This is a genomic window from Pandoraea sp. PE-S2R-1 (assembly GCF_002179865.1).
Taxonomy (GTDB): domain Bacteria; phylum Pseudomonadota; class Gammaproteobacteria; order Burkholderiales; family Burkholderiaceae; genus Pandoraea.
This window is the reverse complement of sequence record NZ_NGUR01000007.1, coordinates 603,811-628,089: the sequence shown is the minus strand read 5'-3', so window position 1 is coordinate 628,089 and position 24,279 is coordinate 603,811. Positions and strand designations below refer to the sequence as shown.

At 63.0% G+C, this 24,279-nt stretch carries 20 protein-coding genes and 1 tRNA gene; 8 read left to right on the top strand and 13 right to left on the bottom strand.

The window, feature by feature from the left end; translation table 11 throughout:
* Positions 1–20: 20 nt before the first annotated feature.
* From CDV44_RS05455 to trxA, 3 genes are all read right to left on the bottom strand, one after another.
* Positions 21–953 carry an amino acid ABC transporter substrate-binding protein gene (locus CDV44_RS05455; protein WP_170935854.1) on the bottom strand — a complete coding sequence of 311 codons (933 nt, stop codon included), beginning with the start codon at positions 951–953 and terminating at the stop codon, positions 21–23.
* A gap of 301 nt (positions 954–1,254) precedes the next feature.
* Entirely contained in the window at positions 1,255–1,842 is a 588-nt protein-coding gene (locus CDV44_RS05450; protein WP_087687002.1) for an ATP-binding protein, read from the bottom strand.
* A 46-nt stretch (positions 1,843–1,888) separates the two neighbouring features.
* Positions 1,889–2,743 (bottom strand): thioredoxin, encoded by an 855-nt coding sequence (trxA, locus tag CDV44_RS05445; RefSeq protein ID WP_371328726.1) that lies wholly within the window; start codon positions 2,741–2,743, stop codon positions 1,889–1,891.
* 262 nt (positions 2,744–3,005) lie between these two features.
* Between trxA and CDV44_RS05440 the strand changes: the two genes are divergently transcribed.
* Complete coding sequence (locus tag CDV44_RS05440; RefSeq protein ID WP_087687001.1) at positions 3,006–5,567, top strand: cation:proton antiporter; 2,562 nt, start codon at positions 3,006–3,008, stop codon at positions 5,565–5,567.
* Between the two features lie 83 nt (positions 5,568–5,650).
* Here the strand turns inward: CDV44_RS05440 and CDV44_RS05435 are convergent, their stop codons facing one another.
* Positions 5,651–6,568, bottom strand: a complete 918-nt coding sequence (locus tag CDV44_RS05435) for a pirin family protein (RefSeq protein WP_087687000.1) — start codon at positions 6,566–6,568, stop codon at positions 5,651–5,653.
* A gap of 213 nt (positions 6,569–6,781) precedes the next feature.
* Between CDV44_RS05435 and greB the strand changes: the two genes are divergently transcribed.
* On the top strand, positions 6,782–7,342 hold the full coding sequence (gene greB, locus CDV44_RS05430) for a transcription elongation factor GreB (protein WP_087686999.1): 561 nt from the start codon (positions 6,782–6,784) through the stop codon (positions 7,340–7,342).
* Between the two features lie 79 nt (positions 7,343–7,421).
* Here the strand turns inward: greB and CDV44_RS05425 are convergent, their stop codons facing one another.
* The 4 genes from CDV44_RS05425 to CDV44_RS05410 form a co-directional block, all read right to left on the bottom strand.
* Positions 7,422–9,842, bottom strand: a complete 2,421-nt coding sequence (locus tag CDV44_RS05425) for a bifunctional (p)ppGpp synthetase/guanosine-3',5'-bis(diphosphate) 3'-pyrophosphohydrolase (RefSeq protein ID WP_058378106.1) — start codon at positions 9,840–9,842, stop codon at positions 7,422–7,424.
* A gap of 63 nt (positions 9,843–9,905) precedes the next feature.
* Positions 9,906–10,112 (bottom strand): DNA-directed RNA polymerase subunit omega, encoded by a 207-nt coding sequence (gene rpoZ / locus CDV44_RS05420; protein WP_039397582.1) that lies wholly within the window; start codon positions 10,110–10,112, stop codon positions 9,906–9,908.
* Positions 10,113–10,212: 100 nt separating this feature from the next.
* A complete protein-coding gene (gene gmk, locus CDV44_RS05415) occupies positions 10,213–10,890 on the bottom strand; it encodes a guanylate kinase (protein WP_058378105.1) in 678 nt (225 codons plus the stop codon).
* Between the two features lie 5 nt (positions 10,891–10,895).
* The gene (locus CDV44_RS05410) at positions 10,896–11,825 is read right to left on the bottom strand and encodes a YicC/YloC family endoribonuclease (protein ID WP_058378104.1); all 930 of its coding nucleotides are present in this window, start codon (positions 11,823–11,825) and stop codon (positions 10,896–10,898) included.
* A gap of 179 nt (positions 11,826–12,004) precedes the next feature.
* On the opposite strand from CDV44_RS05410, the gene rph reads away from it, so the two are divergent.
* From rph to hemW, 3 genes are read left to right on the top strand one after another with little or no spacing between them, the layout of a single operon-like run.
* Complete coding sequence (gene rph / locus CDV44_RS05405; protein WP_087686998.1) at positions 12,005–12,733, top strand: ribonuclease PH; 729 nt, start codon at positions 12,005–12,007, stop codon at positions 12,731–12,733.
* Between the two features lie 2 nt (positions 12,734–12,735).
* Positions 12,736–13,353, top strand: coding sequence for an RdgB/HAM1 family non-canonical purine NTP pyrophosphatase (rdgB, locus tag CDV44_RS05400; RefSeq protein ID WP_058378102.1), 618 nt, complete (start codon positions 12,736–12,738; stop codon positions 13,351–13,353).
* A gap of 5 nt (positions 13,354–13,358) precedes the next feature.
* The gene (gene hemW, locus CDV44_RS05395; protein ID WP_087686997.1) at positions 13,359–14,579 is read left to right on the top strand and encodes a radical SAM family heme chaperone HemW; all 1,221 of its coding nucleotides are present in this window, start codon (positions 13,359–13,361) and stop codon (positions 14,577–14,579) included.
* A 113-nt stretch (positions 14,580–14,692) separates the two neighbouring features.
* On the opposite strand, the gene CDV44_RS05390 is transcribed toward hemW, so the two are convergent.
* Positions 14,693–16,453: an acyl-CoA synthetase gene (locus tag CDV44_RS05390; RefSeq protein WP_087686996.1), complete on the bottom strand. Its 1,761-nt coding sequence runs from the start codon at positions 16,451–16,453 to the stop codon at positions 14,693–14,695.
* A 314-nt stretch (positions 16,454–16,767) separates the two neighbouring features.
* On the opposite strand from CDV44_RS05390, the gene CDV44_RS05385 reads away from it, so the two are divergent.
* Positions 16,768–16,857: transfer RNA gene (locus CDV44_RS05385), tRNA-Ser, on the top strand.
* Between the two features lie 25 nt (positions 16,858–16,882).
* Here the strand turns inward: CDV44_RS05385 and CDV44_RS05380 are convergent.
* The 4 genes from CDV44_RS05380 to CDV44_RS05365 form a co-directional block, all read right to left on the bottom strand.
* Entirely contained in the window at positions 16,883–18,241 is a 1,359-nt protein-coding gene (locus CDV44_RS05380; protein WP_087686995.1) for an MFS transporter, read from the bottom strand.
* 94 nt (positions 18,242–18,335) lie between these two features.
* Positions 18,336–19,013, bottom strand: a complete 678-nt coding sequence (locus CDV44_RS05375; RefSeq protein ID WP_087686994.1) for an aspartate/glutamate racemase family protein — start codon at positions 19,011–19,013, stop codon at positions 18,336–18,338.
* Between the two features lie 54 nt (positions 19,014–19,067).
* Positions 19,068–20,528, bottom strand: a complete 1,461-nt coding sequence (locus CDV44_RS05370) for an MFS transporter (RefSeq protein WP_087686993.1) — start codon at positions 20,526–20,528, stop codon at positions 19,068–19,070.
* A gap of 245 nt (positions 20,529–20,773) precedes the next feature.
* Positions 20,774–21,625 carry a MurR/RpiR family transcriptional regulator gene (locus CDV44_RS05365; RefSeq protein ID WP_249277409.1) on the bottom strand — a complete coding sequence of 284 codons (852 nt, stop codon included), beginning with the start codon at positions 21,623–21,625 and terminating at the stop codon, positions 20,774–20,776.
* A gap of 188 nt (positions 21,626–21,813) precedes the next feature.
* On the opposite strand from CDV44_RS05365, the gene CDV44_RS05360 reads away from it, so the two are divergent.
* Together CDV44_RS05360 and CDV44_RS05355 are read left to right on the top strand one after the other, a co-directional pair.
* Positions 21,814–22,590, top strand: coding sequence for an IclR family transcriptional regulator (locus tag CDV44_RS05360; protein WP_170935853.1), 777 nt, complete (start codon positions 21,814–21,816; stop codon positions 22,588–22,590).
* 34 nt (positions 22,591–22,624) lie between these two features.
* On the top strand, positions 22,625–24,271 hold the full coding sequence (locus tag CDV44_RS05355) for an OPT/YSL family transporter (RefSeq protein ID WP_087686990.1): 1,647 nt from the start codon (positions 22,625–22,627) through the stop codon (positions 24,269–24,271).
* Positions 24,272–24,279 lie beyond the last annotated feature (8 nt).

The following is a 24,279-nucleotide window of genomic DNA, read 5'->3' as shown; positions in this document are numbered from 1 at the left end:
AAGCCACTTTTGTCATTAGCTTATTCTTGGCGTGATTCTTGGTTTGAGGCTCGCGGTGATGGCTTGGGTAATTCCCGCCCTCCGGCCGCCCAAAGCGCCTGCACCTCGGGCGACGGCAGCATGTGCAGGTTCACGCCGTAGGGGGGTGTCGGATTCTGGAACCAGTGACCTTGCAGACGCGCCATTTCGCCGCTGCGGAACAGTTCGACCAATGCCGCGTCGACCACCGCCTTGAAGGCCGGGTCGTCTTTACGCAGCACAAGGGCGTAGTACTCGGGGGTATCGGCCAGCGGTGGTCCGACGACTCGGAACGCATCGGGCGTCTTGGTCGTGGTGCGCAAGCCCTGAAGCAGCACGTCGTCGAGCGCGAGCGCCTGCCCCCGTTGTTCACGCAGCAGATGAAACGCCTCGTCGTAATCGCGCGCCATCAGCAGTTGAAACCCCACGTCCGCCTGACGCGCGCGCACCAGACGCTCTGCCGTCGTGCCCTGCACCACCACGAGTCGCAGGCCGCGCATCGCGTCGATCGAGCCGATGCCACTGCCGCGACGGACCATCAGGCGCACATGGGCGGCGTAGTAAGGCAGGCTGAAGGCGACCTGTTCGGCGCGCTCAGGCGTGAGCGTCGAGGGGGCACAGTCGATGTCGATGGCATCCCCTTTGACGAGCGGTGCGCGCATCTGCTCGATCACGCGCACCGGCACGCTCTCCAGTTGCGGCAACGCAAGCTCTCGCTGAATCGCCGGTACGATCTTCTGACACAGCGCCCACGCCAGCCCCTGCGGCTGCTCATGCTTGTCGGCAAAGGAGAACGGCACGGCAGATTGCCGATAGCCAAGCTCGATACGACCGCGCTGGCGAATGCGGTCCAGCGTGGGCGAGGCGGTTGTGAGGGTGTCCCCGGCATCAGCCGCTGCTGGTGCTGGTGCGATCAGTTCGGGCGTGGATGTCATCGGTGCGCCTATCGGCGTCGCGCCGGCTGGCACGACGCAGGCAAAGCCTGCGCCGGCGGCGACCAAGTAACCAAAGGCATGACGAATCACGGCGTACCGCCCCACGGCAGGCACGCGCGAGGGCTGGGGTAGCCGTTGGGATATCGGTTGCAATATCCGCTGCAATTTCCGGCGTGAGAAGAGAGTCATGGCGGCGTGCTCAAGGTGGGGAAAGTCGCACCTTAGCAATGCCTTGGGCCCGCGCCTACGACCCATCCTGCGTTTTCGGACTATTCCCCTTGCGCTATTTTCACAAGCGCGATCAACGCGTGTGCGCCAGCAACGTCAGCAACAACTGCTCGTCGTCTTCCGCCGTCGGCGCCGTATTGTCGAAGCGAAGCAGACCGGGAAAAGCGGCAGCCGGTGGCAGGATGCGTCGCACGCGGTACTCGTCCCAGTGCGCGAGCTTGTAAGCGTCGTTGGGATTGGCACGGCTCACGATGCGCGCCTTGGCGCTCGCCTCATCGAGATCGACCCAGACGACGTGCACGCTCACGTCGTCCTCTACCCGAAGCCAGCCGCGATCGAACAGCAATCCTTCGCGCAACTCGCGCGAAAGCGGCGCGACCACCAGCACGTTCACGCCAAGCCGCAGGTTCTCGCGCGCCGTCTCCAGCAGCCCGGCGTACTCGGGCTCGCGCAGCGTCTGCAAGTACATGGGGCTGTCGCGGTCGTTCGGATTGCCCGTGAGCGCCCCCATCACGGAGGCACTGAACTCGCCGTAGAGCGTGTCTTTGTCCAGCAGGCAGAAGGCCTCGCCGCTGCGCGTAATGAGCGGGCGAATCAGCCGTTTGGCCAGCGTCGTCTTGCCCGCTCCGGCGTGGCCGCAGAAGAATACGAGGCGCGTCATACCGTCACCTTGCGATTGCGCTTCTTGAAGTCCATGGGCCCGCTCGTCAATTCAGCGCGGCGCTGAGCTTACGGCGCCATGTAGCCACCGTGGCCGGATCGGCGCTGCCCAACGCGTCGAACACGGCGAGCATCGACTTGCGGCCCACGTCGTCGCCAAACGTACGATCGCGCTGCACGATGCCCAACAGCGTTTCGAGCGCCTGTTCGTACGAATGATCGGCCAGATACCGATTGGCGAGATCGAGCTGCGCCTGAAGATTGTCCGGCTCGGCCTGCACCCGTTGCAGCAATTGTGCGGCGGGCGGCAGGTGGCTGGCTTGCTCGGCGGCGGCCAAACGCGTTTCCAGCGTCGCGATGCGCACGTTGCCACCGGCGGCCGTGCGCGGCGAGATCAGCGCCAGTTCCGAGCGTGCGCCCGCAAGATCCCCCATTTCGATCAGCACGTCGACCAGATCGAGTCGAATTTCATCATGCGCGGGGTCAAGCGCCAGCGCGGCTTGCAGTGCGTCGCGAGCGACTTCCGGCCGGCCTTCGGCGATGGCGTCGCGCGCCACACGACGCGCCATGTCCGCAGGGTTCGGCACGACACGTTCGATGAACGCGCGAAGTTGGCCCTCGGGCAGTGCGCCGACAAACTGGTCGACAAGTTCGCCATCGACGAACGCCACGACCGTCGGCAAGCTGCGCACGCCGTAGTCGGCGCAAAGCTGGGCGTTCTCATCGGCGTTGATCTTCACAAGCCGCAGGCGGCCCTGCGCCTCGGCTTCGAGCTTTTCCAGCAACGGCCCAAGCGCGTTGCACGGGCCGCACCACGGCGCCCAGAAATCGGCAAGCACGGGCACTTGATGCGAGACGGCCAGCACGTCGTCGTCGAAACTGGCGAGGTTGGTGTCGATCATATGACCTATAGAGCGTGGTAAATTGCGTGAACGGTGGCCGTGAATCCATCAATGATTTATCACTGATACGTCATTGATTCGACATGAACGGCCGCTTGCAGGATGCATGACTTGTTTGATGCATGAATAACGCATGGTAATCGCAAAACTGGGCATATCGGTACGGACGCGCGCGAGCGCGCCGGGTTCCCGTCCCGGCCGTCATCGCCGCCGAGCGCCACACTGAGCGCTGCGCGCCGTCGCATGAATAGCTGGGAGGCACATGCACGCAGGCCACGGCACGGCGATCTTCTTCACACAACTGCTTTTGCTGGTACTCGTCGGGCGCTTGCTCGGCGAGGTCATGCAGCGTCTGCGCCAGCCCGCCGTCATGGGCCAGTTGCTTGCAGGCGTGCTGCTCGGCCCATCGGTCTTCGGCGCCCTGCTACCCGCATGGCAGCACGCCGTTTTCCCCGACAACGAAGCGCAGAAGAAGATGCTCGACGCGGTGTCCGAGCTCGGCGTGCTGTTGCTTCTGCTTTCAACCGGACTGGAAACCGATCTGGGTCTCGTGCGGCGCATGAAACGCATGGCGATCTTCGCATCCGCCGGCGGCATGATCATCCCGTTTGCCTGTGGCTTCGCCCTCGGCTGGCATCTCCCCGACAATTTGCTCCCGCACCCTGAAGCCCGTCTGGTGACCTCGCTGTTCATCGGCACGGCGCTGTCCATCTCGTCGGTGAAAGTGGTAGCCATGGTGATTCGCGAGGTCGACTATCTGCGCCGCAACATCGGGCAGATCATCCTCGCGGCAGCCATTCTCGACGACACCACCGGGTGGATCATCATCGCCGCCATCGCTGGGCTGGGCGCCAGCGGCACGATCGATATCGGTCATCTGTCGTTCAGTCTGGGCGGCACGCTGCTGTTCATCGTGCTGTGCTTCACCGTCGGCAAACGTGCTGTCGCAGTGGCGATCCGCTGGACCAACGACCGCTTTACCAGCGAGATGCCCGTCCTGAGCGCCATTCTGGTGATTACCTTCGTGCTGGCGCTCGCGACCGACAAGCTCGGCGTGCATACCGCGCTGGGGGCGTTCATGGCGGGGGTGATGATCGGGCAATCGCCGATTCTCACCGAGCAGATCGAAGCGCAGTTGCGCGGCTTGATCGTGGCCCTCTTCGCGCCGGTGTTCTTCGGCGTGGCGGGGCTGTCGGTCGATCTCACCATCCTCTTTGACTGGCGGATGCTCGGGCTGGTGGCGGGCCTGATTCTGATTGCCAGCATCGGCAAATTCACCGGGTGCTTTCTGGGCGGACGTCTCGGCGGGATGTCGTCTGCGGAAGCGCTCGCGCTGGCCACCGGGATGAATGCACGCGGCTCGACCGAAATCATCGTGGCGAGCATCGGGTTGTCGCTGGGCGTGCTGAGCAAAGACCTGTTCACGATGGTCGTGATCATGGCGCTCATCACCACGCTCGTCATGCCGCCCGTGCTGCGGCGCGCGTTGGTGCGCATTCCGCTGTCGGCCGAAGAGAAGGCACGGCTTGAGAAGGAAGCCGCCGAGGAAAAGGATTTCCTGCCGAATGTCGAACGCATTCTCGCGGCGGTGGACGGCAGTGCCAACGGCCGCTTCGCCGCATGGATCGCGGGGCTGACAGCCGGTGTGCGCGGCACGCTGACGACCGTGCTGGCGCCTGCGCCGGATGATGCAGAGGAAGGTACGCCGGACCGATCGGAGAAAAAACGCGCCGATGCCGATGACGCCGCTGACGAGGAAGGCGCCGGACGCCATGCCTATGACATTGCCCTGAGCGCCGCGATGCTCGCCATTCCCCGTGCGCCGGGGACGCCGGGTGTCGACGACAAAGCCAAGGATCGCAAAGACGCCGCCAAAGAAGAAAAACACCCGGACGACACGGCGAAAGTCCTGCGGCGCGAAGCCGAGCGGCTGGTGCTGCGCGAGCGCACGGGCAAAGCGCCGCAGAAGACGCCCGAATTGCCGCACGGGCCGGTCGATGACGACGCAGGCGAGCCAGACAGTCGCGCCACTTCGTCACCACCCGACGACGCCCGTCAACACGAAACCGCCCCGAAGCATGAACCCGTCGGCGAAGCGCACGACGACAAACGCGTGAGCAACGCGACGGAAGACGGCGAGTTCGTCGCGAGCGATCCTTCCGACGCGGCGCGCGAGCAGGAAGCGAAACAAGCCGATACGAGCCACGAAGCCACGCGCATTTCCGACGAAATCGGCAAGGGCTACGGGTTCGTGATCGCCGGCTTCGACGCCCCCGGTGAAGAGTCCGATTCCGACGTGCCGCCCCTGCCCCTGCCCACGGGCGTGCTGCCGCTCACGAAGGCGTTCGACGGTGCGATTGCCATCGTCCTTGCTCACGGCGACCACGCGCGCACGCCCGATGCGCCGCTCGATATCCTCGTGCCGGTCTCGGGCACCGACTATTCCCGCCACGCCGCCGAGCTTGCCATCACGCTCGCACGCGCCACCAACGCCCCGGTGACTGCCCTGCACGTCTCGGCACGCATGGCACCGGGGATGATGCACAAGCGCTGGCGCCCACGGTCTCTGCGGCCCGACGCGGCAGAGGCCGCCATGCTGGAGAACCTGCAAGCACTGGCAGAACGCAACGGCGTGACGCTGCGCACGCGCCTGCTCGCTGGCGGCAAGGTCGACGAAGCGGTGCTGCATCAGATCCATCACGGCAAACACAATCTGCTCGTGCTCGGCGTCCAACCGCGCTTCGGTGACCGTCTCAACTTTGGTGCCATCTCACATCGCTTGCTGGAAGAACGCCGCTGTTCCGTGATCGTGCTGAGCGCGTAGCAGCGTCATCCATGTGATTGGCGAGCATAAAAAAGCCCGCTGCCGGGGGATCCGACAGCGGGCTTTTTAAACCGCAAACGAACTTACTTTGCAGCAGGCTTACGTTCGGGGATCGGAATCCATTCCGTCTCTCCGGGCACGTGGCCCATTTGTTGCGCGGTCCAGTCGGCTTTGGCCTGTTCGATGCGCTCACGGCTCGACGACACGAAATTCCAGAAGATGAAGCGGTCGCCATCGAGCGGCGCGCCGCCCAACAGCATCAACCGCGCAGGCTGATCACCCGCCACCACGTTCACATCGCTGCCCGGTGCAAGCACACCCATGCGTTGCTCGGGCAGCGTTTCGCCGTTCACTGTGACCTCGCCTTGCACCGTGTAGATGGCGCGCTCCGCGTACTCCGGCGGCAACACGAATGCGGCGCACGGCTCCATTTCCACCGCGAGGTAGAAGATCGGCGAGAACACTCTCACCGGTGATGTCTCGCCGAAGGCCTCGCCGAGAATCAGGCGCATATGCACGCCCGGTGCAAAGATGTCGGGCAGCGACGACGCCTCGTGATGCGAGAACGACGGCTCGGTCTCCTCATCGGTTTGCGGCAATGCCACCCAAGTCTGAATACCGTGCACGTCACCGCCGCGCTCGCGCACGTCCTCCGGGGTCCGCTCGGAGTGCACGATGCCGCGACCGGCGGTCATCCAGTTCACGGCGCCCGGCGTGATGCGCTGATCGCTGCCGAGGCTGTCGCGGTGATTGATTTCCCCGTCAAACAGATACGTGACGGTCGCCAGCCCGATATGCGGGTGCGGGCGCACGTCCATGCCCTGCCCCGGCGCGAGCGTGGCTGGCCCCATGTGATCGAAAAAGATGAATGGCCCGACCGTCTTGAACGGCAGGCTCGGCAGACTGCGCTGCACGGTGAACGCCCCGATATCGCTCGTATGCGGCTTGAGGACGGCAAGGAACGGGCTGGTGGCGCTGGTGGAACTTGAGGAACCGGTCATGACGCGAAGCTCCTGAATGACTGTTGGGGAACGATGATCGATTGTAGAGGACATTGCGCGGCGGTTCCATGACGCATCGGTCGCAATGCCGCGCCGCAACGCTCCTATAATGCAGGCATCCCGAAACGCTTTTACTGCGCGCCGCTACGGTGCGCTCAGATGCAGGCATCCCGAAACGCTTTTACTGCGCGCCGCTACGGTGCGCTCAGGCTCATGAACAAAGCATTCGTCAAAGAAGACAGCGGCGACGACGATGATGATCTCGACGCCGGCGCCCCCGAAATTCCTGCGGGTACGAAGAACTACATCACGCCGGCCGGCTATCGGCGGCTCAAGGACGAACTGCTCGATCTGATCGACAATCAGCGTCCCGAAGTGGTGAAGATCGTGTCGTGGGCGGCGTCAAACGGCGACCGCTCGGAGAATGGCGACTACATCTACGGCAAACGCCGCCTGCGCGAGATCGACCGTCGTATTCGCTTTCTCACCAAACGGCTCGACAATGCCGAAGTCGTCGACACGCGCCGGCAGGAGAACGTCGATCAGGTGTTTTTCGGCGCAGAAGTCACCTATACCGACGGCAAGGGCGACGAGCACACCATCATGATTGTGGGCATCGACGAGGTCGATCTCGACCGAGGCCGCGTCAGTTGGATATCACCGATGGCACGCGCCATCACCAAGGCCAAGGTCGGCGACACCGTGCCGCTGCGCACACCGGCCGGACTCGAACAGATCGAGATTCTGGACGTGCACTATCCGCCATCGGAATGACGGCAGCCCAAAGTCACTAGAGGGAAATCATGAAAACGCCGACGCAGCGCCAGACTGGCGTGCGTCGGCCGTCATTTCATCAGAAGGGACCGCGCTCGCGGGCAATACGCATCGCGTGATTCGCGTGCAACTCTTCCTGATGCCGTTCACTCGGTCGCTCGCGGGCCACACGCATCACGTCCGGATTCACGCGGATACGGCGCATCACGTTGGCAAGATGCACCCGATCGCTCACCTGAATCAGGAAGCGCAGCGTGGCCGACTCGTCCGGCACCACCTCATCCATCCCGATGTGCACGATATTCGCGTCCGACGCCGTGATATCGGCGGCCACGCGCGAGAACACGCCACGGTTGTGATGCACGAGCACCTTGATGCCGACGTCGAACATGCGGCCCGGCAGCGGTGCCCAGGCCACATCGATCCAGCGCGTCGGATCTTTGCGATGGATGCGGCGCGCGACCGGACAATCGGTCGTGTGAATTGCCATGCCGAGGCCGATGCCGATATAGCCCATGATCGCGTCGCCCGGAATCGGACGGCAGCAAGCGGAGAACTGTACCGACATGCCTTCGGTGCCGGTGATGAGCACCGGCGGGCCGACATTCTCGTCGCCGGTACGCGGGGCATCCGGATCGTCCGGGCTGTCGTCGTTCTCGCCTTCCTTGCCCGACGAGAGCACCGCGAGGCGCTTGGCCATGACGGCCGCCACACGGCGTCCGAGGCCGATGTCGGCGAAGATGTCCTGACGATCCTTGTTGCCGGTCCACTGCGCGAGCTTTTCCCAGATCTCCGGAGAAATCTCGCTCATGGTCAGGCCGTAGCCCTTCAATGCCTGCTCGACCAGACGCTCGCCAAGCTGTACCGACTCGGCAAAGCGCATCGTCTTGAGGTAATGCCGGATCACCGAGCGTGCCTTGCCGGTACGCACAAAGCCCAGCCACGCGGGGTTGGGCTTCGAATACGGGGCGGTAATCACTTCCACGATGTCGCCGTTCTTCAACTCGGTGCGCAGCGGCAGCAACTCGTTGTTGATCTTCACGGCCACGCACTGGTTACCCAGATCGCTGTGCACCGAATAGGCGAAATCGAGCGCCGTGGCGCCGCGCGGCAGCGCCATGATGCGTGCCTTGGGCGTGAAGACGTAGACGGCGTCGGGGAACAGGTCGATCTTGACGTGTTCGAGGAATTCGGTCGAATCGCCGGTCTCGCTCTGAATGTCGAGCAGCGACTGCAACCATTGATGTGCGTACTTCTGCACATCGTTCATATCGGCGCCACCGTTCTTGTACAGCCAGTGCGCCGCCACACCCGCTTCCGCAATCTCGTGCATGTGGCGGGTGCGAATCTGAAACTCGATGGGCGTGCCGAACGGGCCGACGAGGGTCGTGTGCAACGACTGATAGCCGTTGACCTTCGGAATCGCGATGTAGTCCTTGAACTTGCCCGGCACCGGCTTGTAGAGCGCGTGCAGCACACCGAGCGAGAGGTAGCACTGCGGATTCGATTCAACGACGATACGGAAGCCGTAGACGTCGAGCACCTGCGAGAACGAGAGCTGCTTTTCCTGCATCTTGTTGTAGATGCTGAACAGCGTCTTCTCGCGGCCGAAGACGTCGGCACTCACGCCGCCTTCCTTGAGGGCTTTCTCGACGGCATCGAGAATCTTACCCACCACCTCGCGCCGGTTGCCGCGCGCGGCCTTGACGGCCTTGTCGAGCACGGCGTAGCGACGCGGATGGTAATTCGCGAAGCTCAGATCCTGAAGTTCGCGATAGGTATTGTTCAGGCCCAGCCGGTGGGCGATGGGCGCATAGATGTCGAGCGTTTCGCGCGCCACGCGGCGACGCTTCTCGGTCGACGTGACGCCCAGCGTGCGCATGTTGTGCAGCCGGTCGGCGAGTTTGACGAGGATGACGCGCACGTCTCGCGCCATGGCGAGCAGCATCTTGCGGAAACTCTCCGCCTGCGCTTCCTCGCGGCTGCGAAACTCCATCTTGTCGAGTTTCGACAGACCGTCGACCAGTTCGGCGACTTTCGGACCGAAACGCTCAGCGAGTTCGGCCTTCGTCACACCCTGGTCTTCCATCACGTCGTGCAGCAGCGCAGCCATGATCGACTGTGCGTCGAGTTTCCACTCGGCACAGATCTCGGCAACGGCGACGGGATGGGTAATGTAAGGCTGTCCGCTCTGGCGATATTGGCCCAAATGGGCTTCGTCGCTGAACTGGAAGGCTTCTTTGATCTGCGCGAGTTCGCTTTCCTTGAGGTACTCCCCAAGCATGCCCTTCAGACGGGCAATCGATACGACCTCGTGCTTGCGCGGCTGCTCGGGCGTCGCAGTCGGACCGAAGAGGTGCCGATACGACTGTTCGAGCAGTGCGTCGATGTACTGCCGCGTGGCGCTTTCGCCCTTTTTCTTCTTGCGCTCGGGCTTGGGCTCCCCCGCTTTGGGTTCATCCGCAGCGATGGACGTAGCCGGTGATTTCGCGTGACTCATACGTGTACCTGCATCGTCGAGCGGCCCGGAACGTCACATCGCATTAGTGCTGTCTCCCGAAAATCAGAGCGGCACTTTCTTGAGCATCTCGATGCCCACCTGACCCGCAGCGATTTCGCGCAGCGCGACGACGGTCGGCTTGTCCTTGTTGTTTTCGAGCTTCGGCGTGTGACCTTGCGCCAGTTGGCGGGCGCGGTAGGTCGCAGCGAGTGCGAGCTCGAAGCGATTCGGGATTTGTTTCAGGCAATCTTCAACGGTAATTCGGGCCATAAGGAGGTTCCTTCTCAATATAGGGCGTATTCTATCGCAGCCGGCGAACACTCGCGCAAAACGCGAACGCCAGCCAGCGCGCAGCGATACGTAAAACGGGTTATTCGTCTTCCTGCGGCGAGTGAATGCCGAGTTCGATGAACAGTGATTCGTGACGCGCGCGCTGCGATGTGAAGCCCAAACGCGTGGCCGTGACCACCGATTGCAGCTCCGCCAGCGCACGCTGGAAGTCTTCATTGATGATGATGAAGTCCGCTTCCGGGGCGTGAGCCATCTCACCACCGGCCGCCAGCAAACGGCGCGTGATGACGTTCGGCTCATCCTGACCGCGCTTCTTCAGGCGCTCCTCAAGTGCCGCGATCGACGGCGGCAGAATGAAGATGCCCACGGCATTGATAAAGCGCTTGCGCACCTGCTGCGCGCCTTGCCAATCAATTTCCAGCAGCACGTCGTGACCGTCGCGCATCTGTTCTTCGATCCACACGCGCGACGTGCCGTAGTAGTTACCGTGCACTTCGGCGCTTTCGAGGAATTCCCCCTGCTTGCGACGCGCGACGAAATCTTCTGCGCTCAGAAAGTGATATTGCACGCCGTCCTCTTCACCGGGACGCGGCGGGCGTGTGGTGCTCGAGATCGACAGACGGATCTCGTCGTCCTGCGCGAGCAGTGCGTTCACGAGCGTGGATTTGCCCGCGCCCGAGGGGGCGACCACCATGAACAGATTGCCGGGATATTCGGCATGCAAGGCGGTTTGCGGGATGGGCGATTGCGGGGACATGCGAGTTACTCCAGGTTCTGCACTTGCTCGCGCATCTGCTCGATGTAGAGCTTGAGCTCCATCGACGCATCGGCAAGTTCTTTCGAGGCGGCCTTCGAGCCGAGCGTATTCGCTTCGCGATTGAGCTCCTGCATCATGAAGTCCAGCCGTTTGCCCACCAAGCCCCCCTTGTCGAGGATGTGGCGGGTTTCCTTCAGGTGAGCATCGAGACGGGTGAGTTCTTCCGCCACGTCGATGCGCACGCCGTACATCGTCACTTCCTGACGAATACGATCGGCAATCTCTTCCTTGCCCGGTGCCGCAGCCCCTTCGGGAATCACAATGCCCAGCGCTTCATGCAGACGATCGACGATCTTCTGCTGATGGCGCGCGACCAGTTCCGGCACGAGCGGTTGCAGGCCCGTGAGGATCGTTTCCATGCGTTCGATACGCTCGATCAGGCTTTGCTTGAGTTGCGCGCCTTCGCGCTTGCGCACGTCGACGAGATCGCCGATGGCAGCGCGGCCTGCATCGATGACAGCTTCGCGCAAAGCTTCGGCCGTGACCGACTCTTCGCCGAGCACGCCCGGCCAGCGCAGAATTTCACCGGTGCGCATCCGTTCCGCATCGGGAAAGAGGGCGAGCACCTGTTGTTCGAGGTCGGCGAGCTGGCGCACGGCGTCGATGTTCAGCGCACCATTCACACCGCTTTCGGGGCGTTGCACGTTAATGCGGATGTCGACCTTGCCGCGCGAGAGCTTGGCCGTCAGGCCCTCACGCAGTGTCGGCTCGCACGCGCGCGCCTCTTCCGGCATACGGAAAGCCAGATCGAGGAAGCGCGAATTAACCGTGCGCAATTCGACCGACACGCTCGCGCCTGCGGCTCCATCGGCATGCGCAATGTCGCGCGTGACGCTGGCGTAGCCGGTCATACTATAGATATTGTTGTCTTTCATCGGGGTGACCGGTACCACACGCCCATGACACTTTGTCAGCGGGACGGATGCAGCAGCCGGTTTTGCATGCATGGATGAAATGCGATTATCGCATTTTCCGGCCGAAGGGCTGGCGAATCGCGTTTAGCGATACCATTCGGGTATTGCTGCATAAATTCACCCTCGCAGGACACTCACCCATGACGCAAATCACCCGCCCGGACGGCCGTGCGCAAAACGCACTGCGCCCCGTGCGCATCACCCGCCAATACACCCGTTACGCCGAAGGTTCCGTGCTCATCGAATGCGGCGAAACCAAGGTCATCTGCACCGCCAGCGTCGAAGAAAAGGTGCCGGGCTTTCTGCGCGACTCCGGTCAGGGCTGGCTCACGGCTGAATACGGCATGCTGCCGCGCGCCACGCACACCCGTAGCGACCGCGAAGCCGCACGCGGCAAGCAAAGCGGCCGCACGCAGGAAATTCAGCGCCTGATCGGCCGCTCGCTGCGCGCCGTGTTCGATCTGGAGAAATTCGGTCCGCGCACCATCCAGATCGACTGCGACGTGCTTCAGGCCGACGGCGGCACGCGTTGCGCCTCGATCACCGGCGCATTTGTCGCCGCACACGACGCCGTGTCGAAACTCATCGCCGCCGGCAAGCTCGAAGCGTCGCCCATCCGCGCCCACGTGGCGGCCGTGTCGGTCGGCATGTATCAAGGCCAGCCGGTGCTCGACCTGAACTACGCCGAAGACTCCGCCTGCGACACAGACATGAACGTCATCATGACGAGCGAAGGCGGTTTCGTGGAAATTCAGGGCACGGCCGAAGGCACCCCGTTCACGCGCGAACAAAGCAACGTGCTGCTCGATCTGGCGGATGCTGGCATTCGTCAGTTGATCGATGCGCAAAAGCGCGCGCTGGGAGTGTAACGATGGCGATGCAGAAGATCGTGCTGGCGTCGAACAACCCGGGCAAGTTGCGCGAGTTTGCGTCGCTGTTCGAGCCGCTCGGCATTGAACTCGTGCCGCAGGGCATGCTCGGCGTGTCGGAAGCGGAAGAGCCGCACGTGACCTTCATCGAGAACGCGCTGACCAAGGCACGCCATGCGGCGGCGGCCACCGGCCTGCCCGCGCTCGCAGACGATTCGGGGCTGTGCGTACCGATTCTCGGCGGTGCACCGGGCGTCTATTCGGCGCGCTACGCCGCGCGTGCGGGGCGCGAAAAATCGGATGCCGCCAACAACAAGCATCTGATCGAACAACTCGCGCCGCACGCCGACAAGCCCGGCTATCGCGATGCGTATTACTTCGCTGCGCTGGTGCTGGTGCGTCATGCCGAAGACCCGCAGCCGATCATTGCCGAAGGCCGCTGGGACGGTGAAATCGTCGACACACCGCGTGGCGCGCACGGTTTCGGATACGACCCGCACTTCCTGATTCGTTCGTTGAATCAGACCGCTTCGGAACTCGATCCTGCCGTGAAGAACGCCCACAGCCACCGCGCTCGCGCGCTGCGTGTGCTGCTCGAAAAGCTGGGCCGGGAGGCGTGAGCGGTATGACTGAATCCACGATGTCCGTACAGAACTTCCTGCGGCCCGGCAAAATCAGCTTGCCGGCCTTGCCGCCGATGTCGCTGTACGTGCATTTTCCGTGGTGCGTGCGCAAGTGCCCGTATTGCGATTTCAACTCGCACGAGTGGCGTGGCGCAGGCGGCGCGCAGGCGTTCCCCGAGCAGGCGTATCTCGATGCCTTGCGTCAGGATCTGGAGCAATCGCTGCCGCTGGTGTGGGGGCGTCCGGTGCATACCGTATTCATCGGCGGCGGCACGCCCAGCCTGCTGTCGGCTGCCGGGCTCGACCGGTTGCTGTCGGACTTGCGCGCGCTGCTGCCGCTCGACGCCGACGCCGAGATCACCATGGAGGCAAACCCGGGCACGTTCGAAGCAGACAAGTTCCGCAGCTTCCGGGCGAGCGGCATCAACCGTCTGTCGATCGGGATTCAGAGCTTCAACAGCGAGCATCTGAAGGCGCTGGGTCGCATTCACGATGGTGACGAAGCGCGTCATGCCATCGAAATCGCGCAGGCGAACTTCGACAATTTCAATCTCGACCTGATGTTCGCGCTGCCGAACCAGACGCTTGCGCAGTGTCAGCAGGACGTGGAAACGGCGTTGTCGTTCTCGCCGCCGCATTTGTCGCTGTACCACCTGACGCTCGAACCGAACACGCAATTCCACAAATATCCGCCGACCGTGCCCGACGATGACACTGCGGCCGACATGCAGGACTGGATTGCCGAGCGTACGGCGACGGGCGGCTTCGAGCATTACGAAGTGTCGGCTTATGCGCAGCCGCATCGTCGCGCGAAGCACAACCAGAACTACTGGGAATTCGGCGACTATCTCGGCATTGGCGCGGGCGCGCACAGCAAGATTTCGTTCCCGCATCGGGTCTTGCGCCAGATTCGGCACAAGCATCCGCAACGCTTTATGGAAGCGGCTGCCGCTGGCAGCGCCGTGCAGGAAGAGAACGAAGTCGATGCGCGCGATCTGCCGTTCGAGTTCATGCTGAACGCGTTGCGACTTACGGGCGGGGTGAAAAGCGAGTTGTTTGCCGATCGCACCGGCTTGCCGATGTCGAAGATCGCGAAGGGGCTGACGGCGGCCGTCGAAAAGGGACTGCTCGTCGACGACCCGCAGCGCATTGCGCCGACCGAGTTGGGACAGCGATTCCTGAACGACCTGCAAGGGATGTTTCTGGACCGCTCGGGTAGCTAACTGCTGCTACCGCTAGTCGAAATCGTTGTAGAAATGCCCGCCACATCCTGATAGATGTGGCGGGCATTTTTCATAGGGCGATCACACATTGAGGCAACGACAGCGCCCTGCCCTCACCCCAACGCCGTACCGATCTCCCGCAGTGCCTTCCGAATGATCTTGCCGGTGACGGTCATCGGCAATTCCGGCAGGAACACGACCTTGCGCGGGTATTCGTGGGCGGCGAGCCGTGTCTTCACGAAATTCTGAATTTCGCGCGACAGTTCTTCCGACGGTTCAAAGCCCTCACGCAGCACGACGAACGCCTTCACGATTTCCGTACGAAGTTCGTCCGGCTCGCCGATCACGGCGGCGAATTGCACCGACGGATGCCGGATCAGACAGTCTTCGATGGGCCCGGGGCCGATGCGATAGCCGGCGCTGGTGATGACGTCGTCCGAGCGGCCAGTGAACGTGATGTAGCCCTGTTCGTCGACAAAGCCGGCGTCGCCGGTGAGCAGGAAGTCGCCGCGATACTTCTCCATCGTGGCGTCGGGGTTATGCCAGTAGCCGAGGAACATGACCGGGTTCGGCCGGGCAATCGCGATATTGCCGACTGCGCCGACCGGCAACGGCACACCGTCGTCATCGACGATGGTCACGGCGTGACCGCGCACGGCACGTCCGATGGCGCCGGGCAGTGCGGGGAATTCCGACGCGCATGACGACACGACCATGTTGCATTCCGTCTGCCCGTAGAACTCGTTGATGTCGACGCCGAGGTGTTCGCGCCCCCACGCCAGTAGTTCGGGGCCGAGCGATTCGCCCCCGCTGGCGACCGAACGCAATTGCAGCGGCCAGTGCTCGCGCGGCGACGTAACGGTGCGCAGCATCTTGAGCGCAGTGGGCGGCAGGAACGTGTTGCGCACCCCGTGCCGCGCCATCAGATCGAACGCGGCGACCGGATCGAATTTCTCGAAGCGGCGCGAGAGCACGGGCACACCGTGATGCAGCGCGGGCAGCAGCACATCGAGCAGCCCGCCGATCCAAGCCCAGTCGGCGGGCGTCCAGATTAGATCGCCTTCATGCGGAAAGCCGTTGTGCGAGGTTTCCACACCGGGCAGATGGCCCAGCAGCACGCGGTGCGCATGCAGAGCGCCCTTCGGCTTGCCGGTGGTGCCCGACGTATAGATGATCAGCGCGGGCGCGTCTGCACGTGTCTGCACGGGCTCGAAAGCGGCTTCACGGCGGGCGATGGCGGGCCAGAGCGCAAGCAAGCCGTCTTCGGCGACACCCCAGTCTTCGTCATCCGAGACATGGTGATGGGCTTCGGGCAGATCGTCGTGGACGACATAGACGAGTCGCAGGTCGGGCAACTCGCCGCGAATGTCGTCGATCTTGCCGATGCTGGCGAGGTCCGTGACGAGGACGGCGGCACCTGAATTCTGCAATCGGTAGGCAAGCGCTTCGGGGCCGAACAGCGTGAAGAGCGGCACGGCGATGGCGCCGAGCTTGTAGGCGGCGACGTGGGCCACGAGCGTGGCGGGCGACTGGGGCAGGAAAATGCCGATGCGATCGCCGGCCTTGACGCCGTTGGCGCGCCATTCATTGGCGAGGCGATTGGAGAGTTCTTTTAGTACGTCGAAGGTGAGACGTACGTGCACGCCGTCGGCGCTCTCGTGAATGAGGGCGAGACGGTTGGAGCCGTCGGCCCATTTATCGCAGACGTCCACGCCGATGTTATAGAGCGTGGGAATCTGCCACGCGAAGGCGGCGTTACTGACGGCATTCGGGATGCTTGGAGAATTCTGGGAATTCGCGGTATTGATCGCGCGCTCGCCACTGGCGTCGTTTGACGTCTCACGGGCGGAATCGCGGGAGGTGTCGGCATCCATGCGGTGTCTCCGGGTCATGTCTGGCCTCGCACGGCACGCCGGGAGCGGTCACCGTACGTCTGGAAGCATGATGCATGCCGGACGCGGACAAAACAAGGGGGAGATGGGGGAACTCTTGGATTTAAGCGGGGTGTGAGGCGATTTTGGTGTGTTTGAGGCTTCACATCGGGAGGCGAGCGGGTATAATGCGCGCTGCCGTGCGGTACCGGACTGCGTCGGAAACCCGACGCCGATTCCCCCGGACCGCACGCTTCTCGAAGCCGTCGTTCCTGACGGCATCAACAGCCACGACAGTTGGTCGTGCGCAACGCCCCGGAGGCGTGCCAGAGTGGTTTAATGGACTGGTCTTGAAAACCAGCGAAGGGGTAACCCTTCCGTGAGTTCGAATCTCACCGCCTCCGCCAGAATTCTTTGCGTTTGCAGCCCGCCTCAAACCAACGCCCCCACCCCACCTGCCTCTTCCCTCCGGCGCAGCCGCCACCAGATCAGCACGGCGACAAACGCTTCGAGCGCCGCCACGATCCAGAGGCCGCCGTTGAAGTTGCCCGTCGCGTCCTTGACGATGCCGAGCAGGTACGGCGAGCCGAACCCTGCCAGATTCGCCACCGAGTTGATGAACGCCACCCCCATCGCAGCAGCGCCGCCCGCGAGGTAGGCATTCGGCAATTGCCAGAACACCGGGATCGCGCCCATCGTGCCTGACACGGCCACCACCAGACACAGGAACGCCGCGACGCCGTTGCTTCCTGCAAACACCCCCACCCCCGCCAAACCGCACGCGCCGATGAAAACCGGAATCGCACAATGCATCCGCGCCTCGCGACGCTTGTCCGCGCTGTAGCCGATCGCAATCTGGAAGATCGCACCGAACACGTACATCACGCCCACCAGCAACCCGATATGCAACGGGTTGGTCGGCCCCAACGCGCGAACGATCGTCGGTGCGAAGAACGAGAGCGTCGCGTTCGCCGCCACGATGCCGAAGTAGATCCCCGTGAGCAACCACAGCTTCGGGCTGCGCACGGCCAGCATGAAGCTGTGCTCGCGCTTGCCAGCGCTTGCGCCGTCACGATCCAGATCCGCTTGAAGCAGTCGCTTTTCTTGCTCCGACAGCCAACTCGCCTGCTCCGGCTTATCGACCAAAAACCACACGGCCAGCATGCCCGCGAGCACCGTCGGCACGCCTTCGAGCAGGAACAGCCACTGCCACCCCGCCCAACCGTTCACGCCATGCATCCCGTTGAGGATCGCCCCCGCCAGCGGCGCCCCCACGACCGACGACACTGCCGACGCCGAGATGAACCACGCGAACGCCTTCGCACGCCGATGCGCCGGAAACCAGAACGTGAGATAGAGCAGCACGCCCGGTTGGAAACCCGCCTCGAATGCCCCAAGCAGAAAACGCATGACATAGAAATACGCCGGCGAATGCGTGAACATCATCAGCACGCATATCGTCCCCCAACCCAACGTAATGCGTGCCAGCGTGCGTCGCGCACCGATGCGCAGCAACAGCCAGTTGCTCGGAATCTCCAGAAAGAAATACCCGAGGAAGAAGATGCCCGCGCCGATGCCGTACACCGTTTCGCTGAAGCCCAGATCCTGCTGCATTTGCAGCTTCGCGAAGCCGACGTTCACGCGGTCGATCCACGCCAGCATCCACAACACGAAGATGAACGGAATGATCCGCCACATGATCTTCTTGTAGATCGGATCAAGCACTTCCTGACTCGGATTCGCGAAGACATTGTTCGCATCGCCGGCCGGCGACACAGATTGTTGGTTCATGGCATCTCCTGCCGGGTTCGGCATGCTCTCGTACGTTTTATTACGCGCCATCGACGGCGCGCGTGTTCGCGTTGTTATGTCGCTTTAAGGGGTTTCAAGCCGCCTCATCAAGCCGCATGGCGTGAAGCAAAGCACGACACGCCGCAGGCACTGGCCCGATCACCGGGATAGCGAAGCGCTCGCACAACGCCTGCGCCGCCTCCCCCAACGGCCCGCCGCCGATGACCACGGCCTGCGCAGCGTCTTGCGCAATACAGGCCTGCACTGCGCTGGCGAGACTGTTCTCCAGTTGCGCGGGCACATCCCCCAGCGCCAACGGGTCGCCCGTCGTAAAGCGCGATCCGGTGAAGCTCGCGCCAAGCCCGAGCTTGCGCACATTCGCCGCAATCGAATCGGCCAGCAGCGGCGTGGTGGTGGCAATGCCGAATCGACGCCCGCCCTCTGCCGCCTCACGCACGGAGGCCGTGCCGATCCCCACGACCGGCACATCCAGACGCGCACGCAAAGCATCCATGCCCGGGTCGCCAAACGCACCGACGATCACCCCATCCGCTTGCGACGCCAGCGCCACGATCTGCGGGTCGTTCACTGCCTCGGCGGCCACGGCCAGATCCTGCTCGTTGACGATCATCGGGGCACCGCGCGACACCGTCGCCCCGATCACGGTCGGTGGCGACGCCATCACACGGGCGAAATACGATCGGGCGATGTCGACCATCATTTGCGTCGTCGCCGTCGACGTATTCGGGTTGAGGAGCAGTATTTGAGTCATGAAAATCTCGGCGAGTTAGAACGAGTCAAAACAAATCAAAACGCGTCAGGAGAATCAGGAGGCCGGTGACGCACCGGCGGCAGCACGCGCGGTGGCGGGCGTCGCATCGTTCGGTGCATCACCCGGCACATCAGGACCATCGATCGGCTTACCGAACGTCTCCGGCGCGAAGGTCAACGCAATCGCGAACACCGCGTACATCGCGGCCATCATCCCGAACATGCCGCCGATGCCGTATTGGTCGAACACGCGCCCGGCAACCAGTGGCATTGCCGCGCCTGCCAGCGTGCCCAACGCGAGGATGAACGCCGTGCCGAACGCGCGCACTCGCGTCGGGTAGAGTTCAGGGGCGTAAATCCAGATGGACGTATTGAGCAGCAGCACACAGAACTGGAAGGCCGCACCGAACACGAGAATCAGCGGCTGCGATTTCGACAGAAAGCCGAAACACAAACCGATGACGCACGCCGCGATGGCACCGGTCGTCAGGACACGTTTGCGTGGGAAGCGGAAGCCGAAATACGACGCCGTGATCGCACCGAGCAAACTGCCCGACTGCATCACGATGGTGAACAGAAAGCTCTTGTTGAGCGTGTAGCCCTGCGCCATGAGAATCGTCGGCATCAGCGTGAGCACCGAAATCTGTGCGCCGTACGTCATGCAAACGGCGATTCCCACAGCGACAGTGCGCCGCGCCAGCGGCCCGACAAAAACTTCACGCAAACGCACTTTTTCAGCGCGGTGCTCACCTTCCGGCGCTTCGCTCAGATAGCGCTTTTCTCCACCCGCAGACTTGCCGAGCTTGCCCGAGGCCAGAATGTTGAGCACACGATTGGCTTCCTCCACCCGGCCTTTTGAGAACAAGAAGCGCGGCGTCTCCGGAATGAAGCGGCGATACAGCAGCACGAAGAACGCCGGCAGCACCAGACAGCCGAACAGCCAGCGCCAGCTATCCGGCCCCGGGAAGAACGCAAACACCGCGAGACCAAACGCCGGTGCCAGCATATTGCCCAGCCCGCCACCCGCGACGTTGATCGCGCCCACGGCCACGCCACGGAAGCGCGACGAACAGAACTCCGCGAGCATCGTGACAGCAATCGAGATCTCGCCGCCCAGACCGAAGCCGACGATGAAACGCCCTGCGGCGAGCATGCTGTAGTTCGTCGCCAAGGCGCAGATCAATGCACCCAGCGTGAAAAGCATCAGGTTGATGCTCAGCATGGTGCGGCGTCCGTAGCGGTCGGCGATGTAGCCGGACCCCAACCGTCCGATCGCGGCGGCCCCGAACGTCAGCGTATTGAGAAAACCGATCTGCGCACCGGATAGGCCCCAGTACTCGCGCAGCAACGGCCCCACGAGACCGACGGCGTTCTGCTCGAAAACGTCGAACAACACCCCGAACAGAATCAGTGCGAGGATTTTCTTGTGTGACGGCGTCACGCCAATGTCGTCGAGCGCCCGTTCGAGCTGCTGCAACCTTGGTTCCGACGAGGATACGACCACTTCTGCGCCCATCGTAAAACTCCCTGCGCCTCAATTGGCGCCTTGCGACCGATTGCCTCGCCCTCTGATGAACCTTGTTCGGTTAATATTTTTTCAGATTATTTGTTTTTGAAAATTATTTTTCATATCAGGGTTTCACCGGACGTGCGAAGCCCTTGGCGAGAGACGCCAATCGCAGAGATCAATCAGGGAAAAGTTAGGAAAAGCTTGATGCCCGGGGCGCTACGGCGCGCCGCGTCCCCGTGCTGAAGGCGGACTTAGATTTCGTCCAGCGCGTCGTGGAAAGCTTCCACCAGACCGAGATGGCGACGCCCCGGATTGCCCGCCAGCGTCATCACTTGCGTCACGATCAGATGGCACAAACCGATCACCGCCGTGTGATTGTCGAGCACGCCAGGCCCTTGCACATCGCATTGCAACGACCACTTCGCGGGCGTCTTTGCCGCTACGTTACGCTCGGCTCGCTCGGTGATGTAGACGAGATTCGGGCACGCCTTGGCGAGTTGCGCAACGATGGCCGGCATCTGACGGATACGGCGGCGCAGCGCGAAAACGATCACAACATCATCCGCACCGATGCCCGCGAGGTGCTCGCCCAACGTCTCCCCTGCGCCCGGAATCACTTGCGCGCTCGGCACGATTTGCAGCAGTTGCCAGCGGAAATACATCGCGAGCGGATGGCTCGACCGGAAGCCCACGACCCAGACTTTGCGGGCCGCGAGAATGGCCGCAGCAATCTGCGCGATTTCGTTGGATGAGAGGCGTCGATACGTCGCGTCGATGTTGGCAAGACTCTGCTGACGTTGCGCCCCGACGAGATCGTCGGCGACGGCTTCCGTCACCGGTGTCGTCGCGGCCATCGCCAACGGCGAGCCCGCGCGTTGCTCCGAGCGGACATGCTTGCGCGCATCGTCGAACGACGCATAGCCCAGACGTCGCACAAAACGCGTGACGGTGGCGTTGGACACCTGCGCCAACGTTGCAAGCTCCGACGCCGTGTACCCCGCCAGATCCCCCGGCAAATCCAGTGCAAACTCCGCCAGACGCCGCTCCGATGGCGAGAGTTGATCCAACTGTTCTCGAATCCTGCCGACGAAAGACTTCTTCACGTGAGGTGCCATAAGCGAGCGTGGTTGGGGCGGGCAGTTTAGGGTCGGCTATTGTCGCGCGAATCGGCGCGAATTCGCCATTCGAGGGTAAACAACTAGATCGATTTCATTTTGACGCTCAATTTTGCGGCATAGACTGGATCTCATTAAGTGGAACTCGGTTCCATTTTATGGAACCTACAACGCACATGAGCATCTTGGAAACCGCAACGGCGGTGCTGCGCCTGATGGCAGCGCGACAAGCCGAAGTGACGATGACCGATCTGGTCGAGCGACTCGACATGCCCAAGAGCACTGCCTCGCGCGTGCTCAAGCAGATGGCCGAAGAGGGGCTGCTGGTCCGCAACCCGACGACGCTGGCCTATCGCCCGTCGTTGTTGCTGCTCGAACTCTCGCATCTGGTGCGCGCGTCGACGCCGCTGATCGAGATGTGCGCCCAAGCGCTCGACGAACTGGGTCAGGAATACGGCCACACGGGCTACGTCTCGGTGCTCGACGGTGACGACGTCGTCGTGCTGCGCGTGCGTCCCGGCTCGCAGGCCCTGCGCGCCATGACCAATCCGGGCCATCGTTTGGCATCGTGGGCGACATCGACCGGCCGCTCGCTTCTCGCGCGCGAGACCGATGACCAGATCCGCGCCCGTTTCCCCGATGGCTTGCCGACCTTGCGCGAAAACGGGCAACCGATTGGCGGCCCCGCCACTCTCGACGCCCTATTGAAAAAACTTCAGACCGTTCGCGATCTTCGCTATGCGGTGGCAGAGAACGAAGCCCTTTCCGGTGTCTGCTCGGTGGGATGTGCGGTTGCCGATCCCAACAGCGGGGAGTGCTTGTCGTTCTGTATGACGTTTCCCGCCGCGATGCTCCCCGCGGCGGAAATTCAGGCGATTGCGCAGCGCGTGGCCTCCCACGCAGAGCTGATCGGTCGCTCCGTTGGCGATCCGTTCTGGACTTCGCCCCGTTAGTTCGCTCACTCGTACGACCTGTCGATCTCTCATCATGAATACGTCGTCCTCTGCCCTTCCGACGCCTCCCGATGCCACGAGCACCGAGGCGCCGCCACCGCAACATCCGTCGACTTTCTCACCGGCCAATCTGCTGCTGTTAAGCGCCCTGAGCGTCTTCGGCGCGATCATCGGCATCGAGCTGCTTGTGAAGCTGGGCGTCACGCCCAACACCGCCATCATCGGCGCCTTGGTCGCGATGATCTGTGCGCGCGTGCCATTGCGAGCCTTTGCGCAATATCGTTCGATTCACGTGCAGAACCTCGCGCAAAGCGCCATCTCGGCTGCCACGTTCGGGGCCGCCAACAGCCTGTTGCTGCCGATCGGCATTCCGTTCCTGATGGGCCGTGCCGACTTGGTGATGCCGATGTTCATCGGTGTCTCGCTGGCCATGCTGCTCGATGGCTACATGCTCTATCGCATGTTCGACACCAAGATTTTCCCCGCGACTGGCACGTGGCCGCAGGGTGTGGCTGCGGCTGAGGCCATCAAGGCCGGAGACGTTGGCGGGCATCAGGCGCGCGTGCTCGGTGCCGGTCTTGGCATCGGCATGCTCGGCTCGTGGTTCGGCATTCCGATGTCGGCATTCGGCACCGCGTTCATCGGCAATATCTGGGCGCTGACCATGCTCGGTTTCGGCTTTCTGCTGCGCGGCTATTCGATGCCGTTGTTCGGTTTCGCCGTCGAGAAGGCCTACATTCCGCACGGCATGATGATTGGCGCCGGTATCGTCGCATTGCTCCAGATCGTGCGAATGGTCTGGCGCGACCGGCCGGTGCGCAGCGCCGCCGATGTTGCGGCAGAAGTGCCCGTGCCCACGGCGGCCGGCACACCGAGTATCCGCCGGTCATTGCGTTTCGGTGGTGTGGCCTACATCGGCTTGGCAACGCTCGTGGCATTCGGTGCGGGCCTCTATGCCGACATGTCGCCGGGCATGCTGGTCCTGTTCATCGTGTATGCCGCGTTTGCCGCATTCGTGCATGAATTGATCGTCGGGATTGCCGCGATGCACTCGGGCTGGTTCCCGGCCTTTGCCGTCGCGCTCATCACGCTCTTGATCGGCATGTTGATCGGATTCCCGCCCGCGGCGCTCGTGGTGCTGTGCGGCTTTTCAGCCGCCACCGGCCCCGCCTTCGCCGACATGGGCTACGACTTGCGTGCGGGGTTCATCCTGCGCGGCCACGGCAGCAACCCTGCCTTCGAACTCGCCGGGCGCCGACAGCAACTCATGGCCGCGATGCTCGCCTTCGTCATCGCGATTCCCGTGGTGTACTTCGCGCATTCGAGCTTCTTCGCCAACGGGCAGGTGCCGCCCGTGGCAGCGGTCTACGTTTCCACGATCAAAGCCGGTGTCGCACCGGGTGTCCTGCACTCCCTGATGCTCTGGGCCATTGCGGGCGCTGCCTTGCAGTTCATCGGCGGCCCGAAGCGCCAGCTCGGCGTGCTGTTCTCCACGGGGCTGCTCATCGCCAACCCGGCCGCCGGCTGGGCCGTGCTCATCGGGATTGCCCTGCGCTTCGCGATCGAGCGCACCGCCGGCGAGCGCGTACGCAACACCATGGAAGTCTTTGCCGCCGGCATCATCGCGGGCGACGCCATCTTCAGTTTCGGCAGTTCGTTGATCCGCTCGCGCACGCATTGAAGCCGCGC

Coding starts and splice junctions, on each gene's coding strand:
- CDV44_RS05455 (WP_170935854.1), bottom strand. CDS start 953: ATGACATCCACGCCCGAACTGATCGCACCAGCACCAGCAGCGGCTGAT.
- CDV44_RS05450 (WP_087687002.1), bottom strand. CDS start 1,842: ATGACGCGCCTCGTATTCTTCTGCGGCCACGCCGGAGCGGGCAAGACG.
- trxA (WP_371328726.1), bottom strand. CDS start 2,743: ATGATCGACACCAACCTCGCCAGTTTCGACGACGACGTGCTGGCCGTC.
- CDV44_RS05440 (WP_087687001.1), top strand. CDS start 3,006: ATGCACGCAGGCCACGGCACGGCGATCTTCTTCACACAACTGCTTTTG.
- CDV44_RS05435 (WP_087687000.1), bottom strand. CDS start 6,568: ATGACCGGTTCCTCAAGTTCCACCAGCGCCACCAGCCCGTTCCTTGCC.
- greB (WP_087686999.1), top strand. CDS start 6,782: ATGAACAAAGCATTCGTCAAAGAAGACAGCGGCGACGACGATGATGAT.
- CDV44_RS05425 (WP_058378106.1), bottom strand. CDS start 9,842: ATGAGTCACGCGAAATCACCGGCTACGTCCATCGCTGCGGATGAACCC.
- rpoZ (WP_039397582.1), bottom strand. CDS start 10,112: ATGGCCCGAATTACCGTTGAAGATTGCCTGAAACAAATCCCGAATCGC.
- gmk (WP_058378105.1), bottom strand. CDS start 10,890: ATGTCCCCGCAATCGCCCATCCCGCAAACCGCCTTGCATGCCGAATAT.
- CDV44_RS05410 (WP_058378104.1), bottom strand. CDS start 11,825: ATGAAAGACAACAATATCTATAGTATGACCGGCTACGCCAGCGTCACG.
- rph (WP_087686998.1), top strand. CDS start 12,005: ATGACGCAAATCACCCGCCCGGACGGCCGTGCGCAAAACGCACTGCGC.
- rdgB (WP_058378102.1), top strand. CDS start 12,736: ATGGCGATGCAGAAGATCGTGCTGGCGTCGAACAACCCGGGCAAGTTG.
- hemW (WP_087686997.1), top strand. CDS start 13,359: ATGACTGAATCCACGATGTCCGTACAGAACTTCCTGCGGCCCGGCAAA.
- CDV44_RS05390 (WP_087686996.1), bottom strand. CDS start 16,453: ATGGATGCCGACACCTCCCGCGATTCCGCCCGTGAGACGTCAAACGAC.
- CDV44_RS05380 (WP_087686995.1), bottom strand. CDS start 18,241: ATGAACCAACAATCTGTGTCGCCGGCCGGCGATGCGAACAATGTCTTC.
- CDV44_RS05375 (WP_087686994.1), bottom strand. CDS start 19,013: ATGACTCAAATACTGCTCCTCAACCCGAATACGTCGACGGCGACGACG.
- CDV44_RS05370 (WP_087686993.1), bottom strand. CDS start 20,528: ATGGGCGCAGAAGTGGTCGTATCCTCGTCGGAACCAAGGTTGCAGCAG.
- CDV44_RS05360 (WP_170935853.1), top strand. CDS start 21,814: ATGAGCATCTTGGAAACCGCAACGGCGGTGCTGCGCCTGATGGCAGCG.
- CDV44_RS05355 (WP_087686990.1), top strand. CDS start 22,625: ATGAATACGTCGTCCTCTGCCCTTCCGACGCCTCCCGATGCCACGAGC.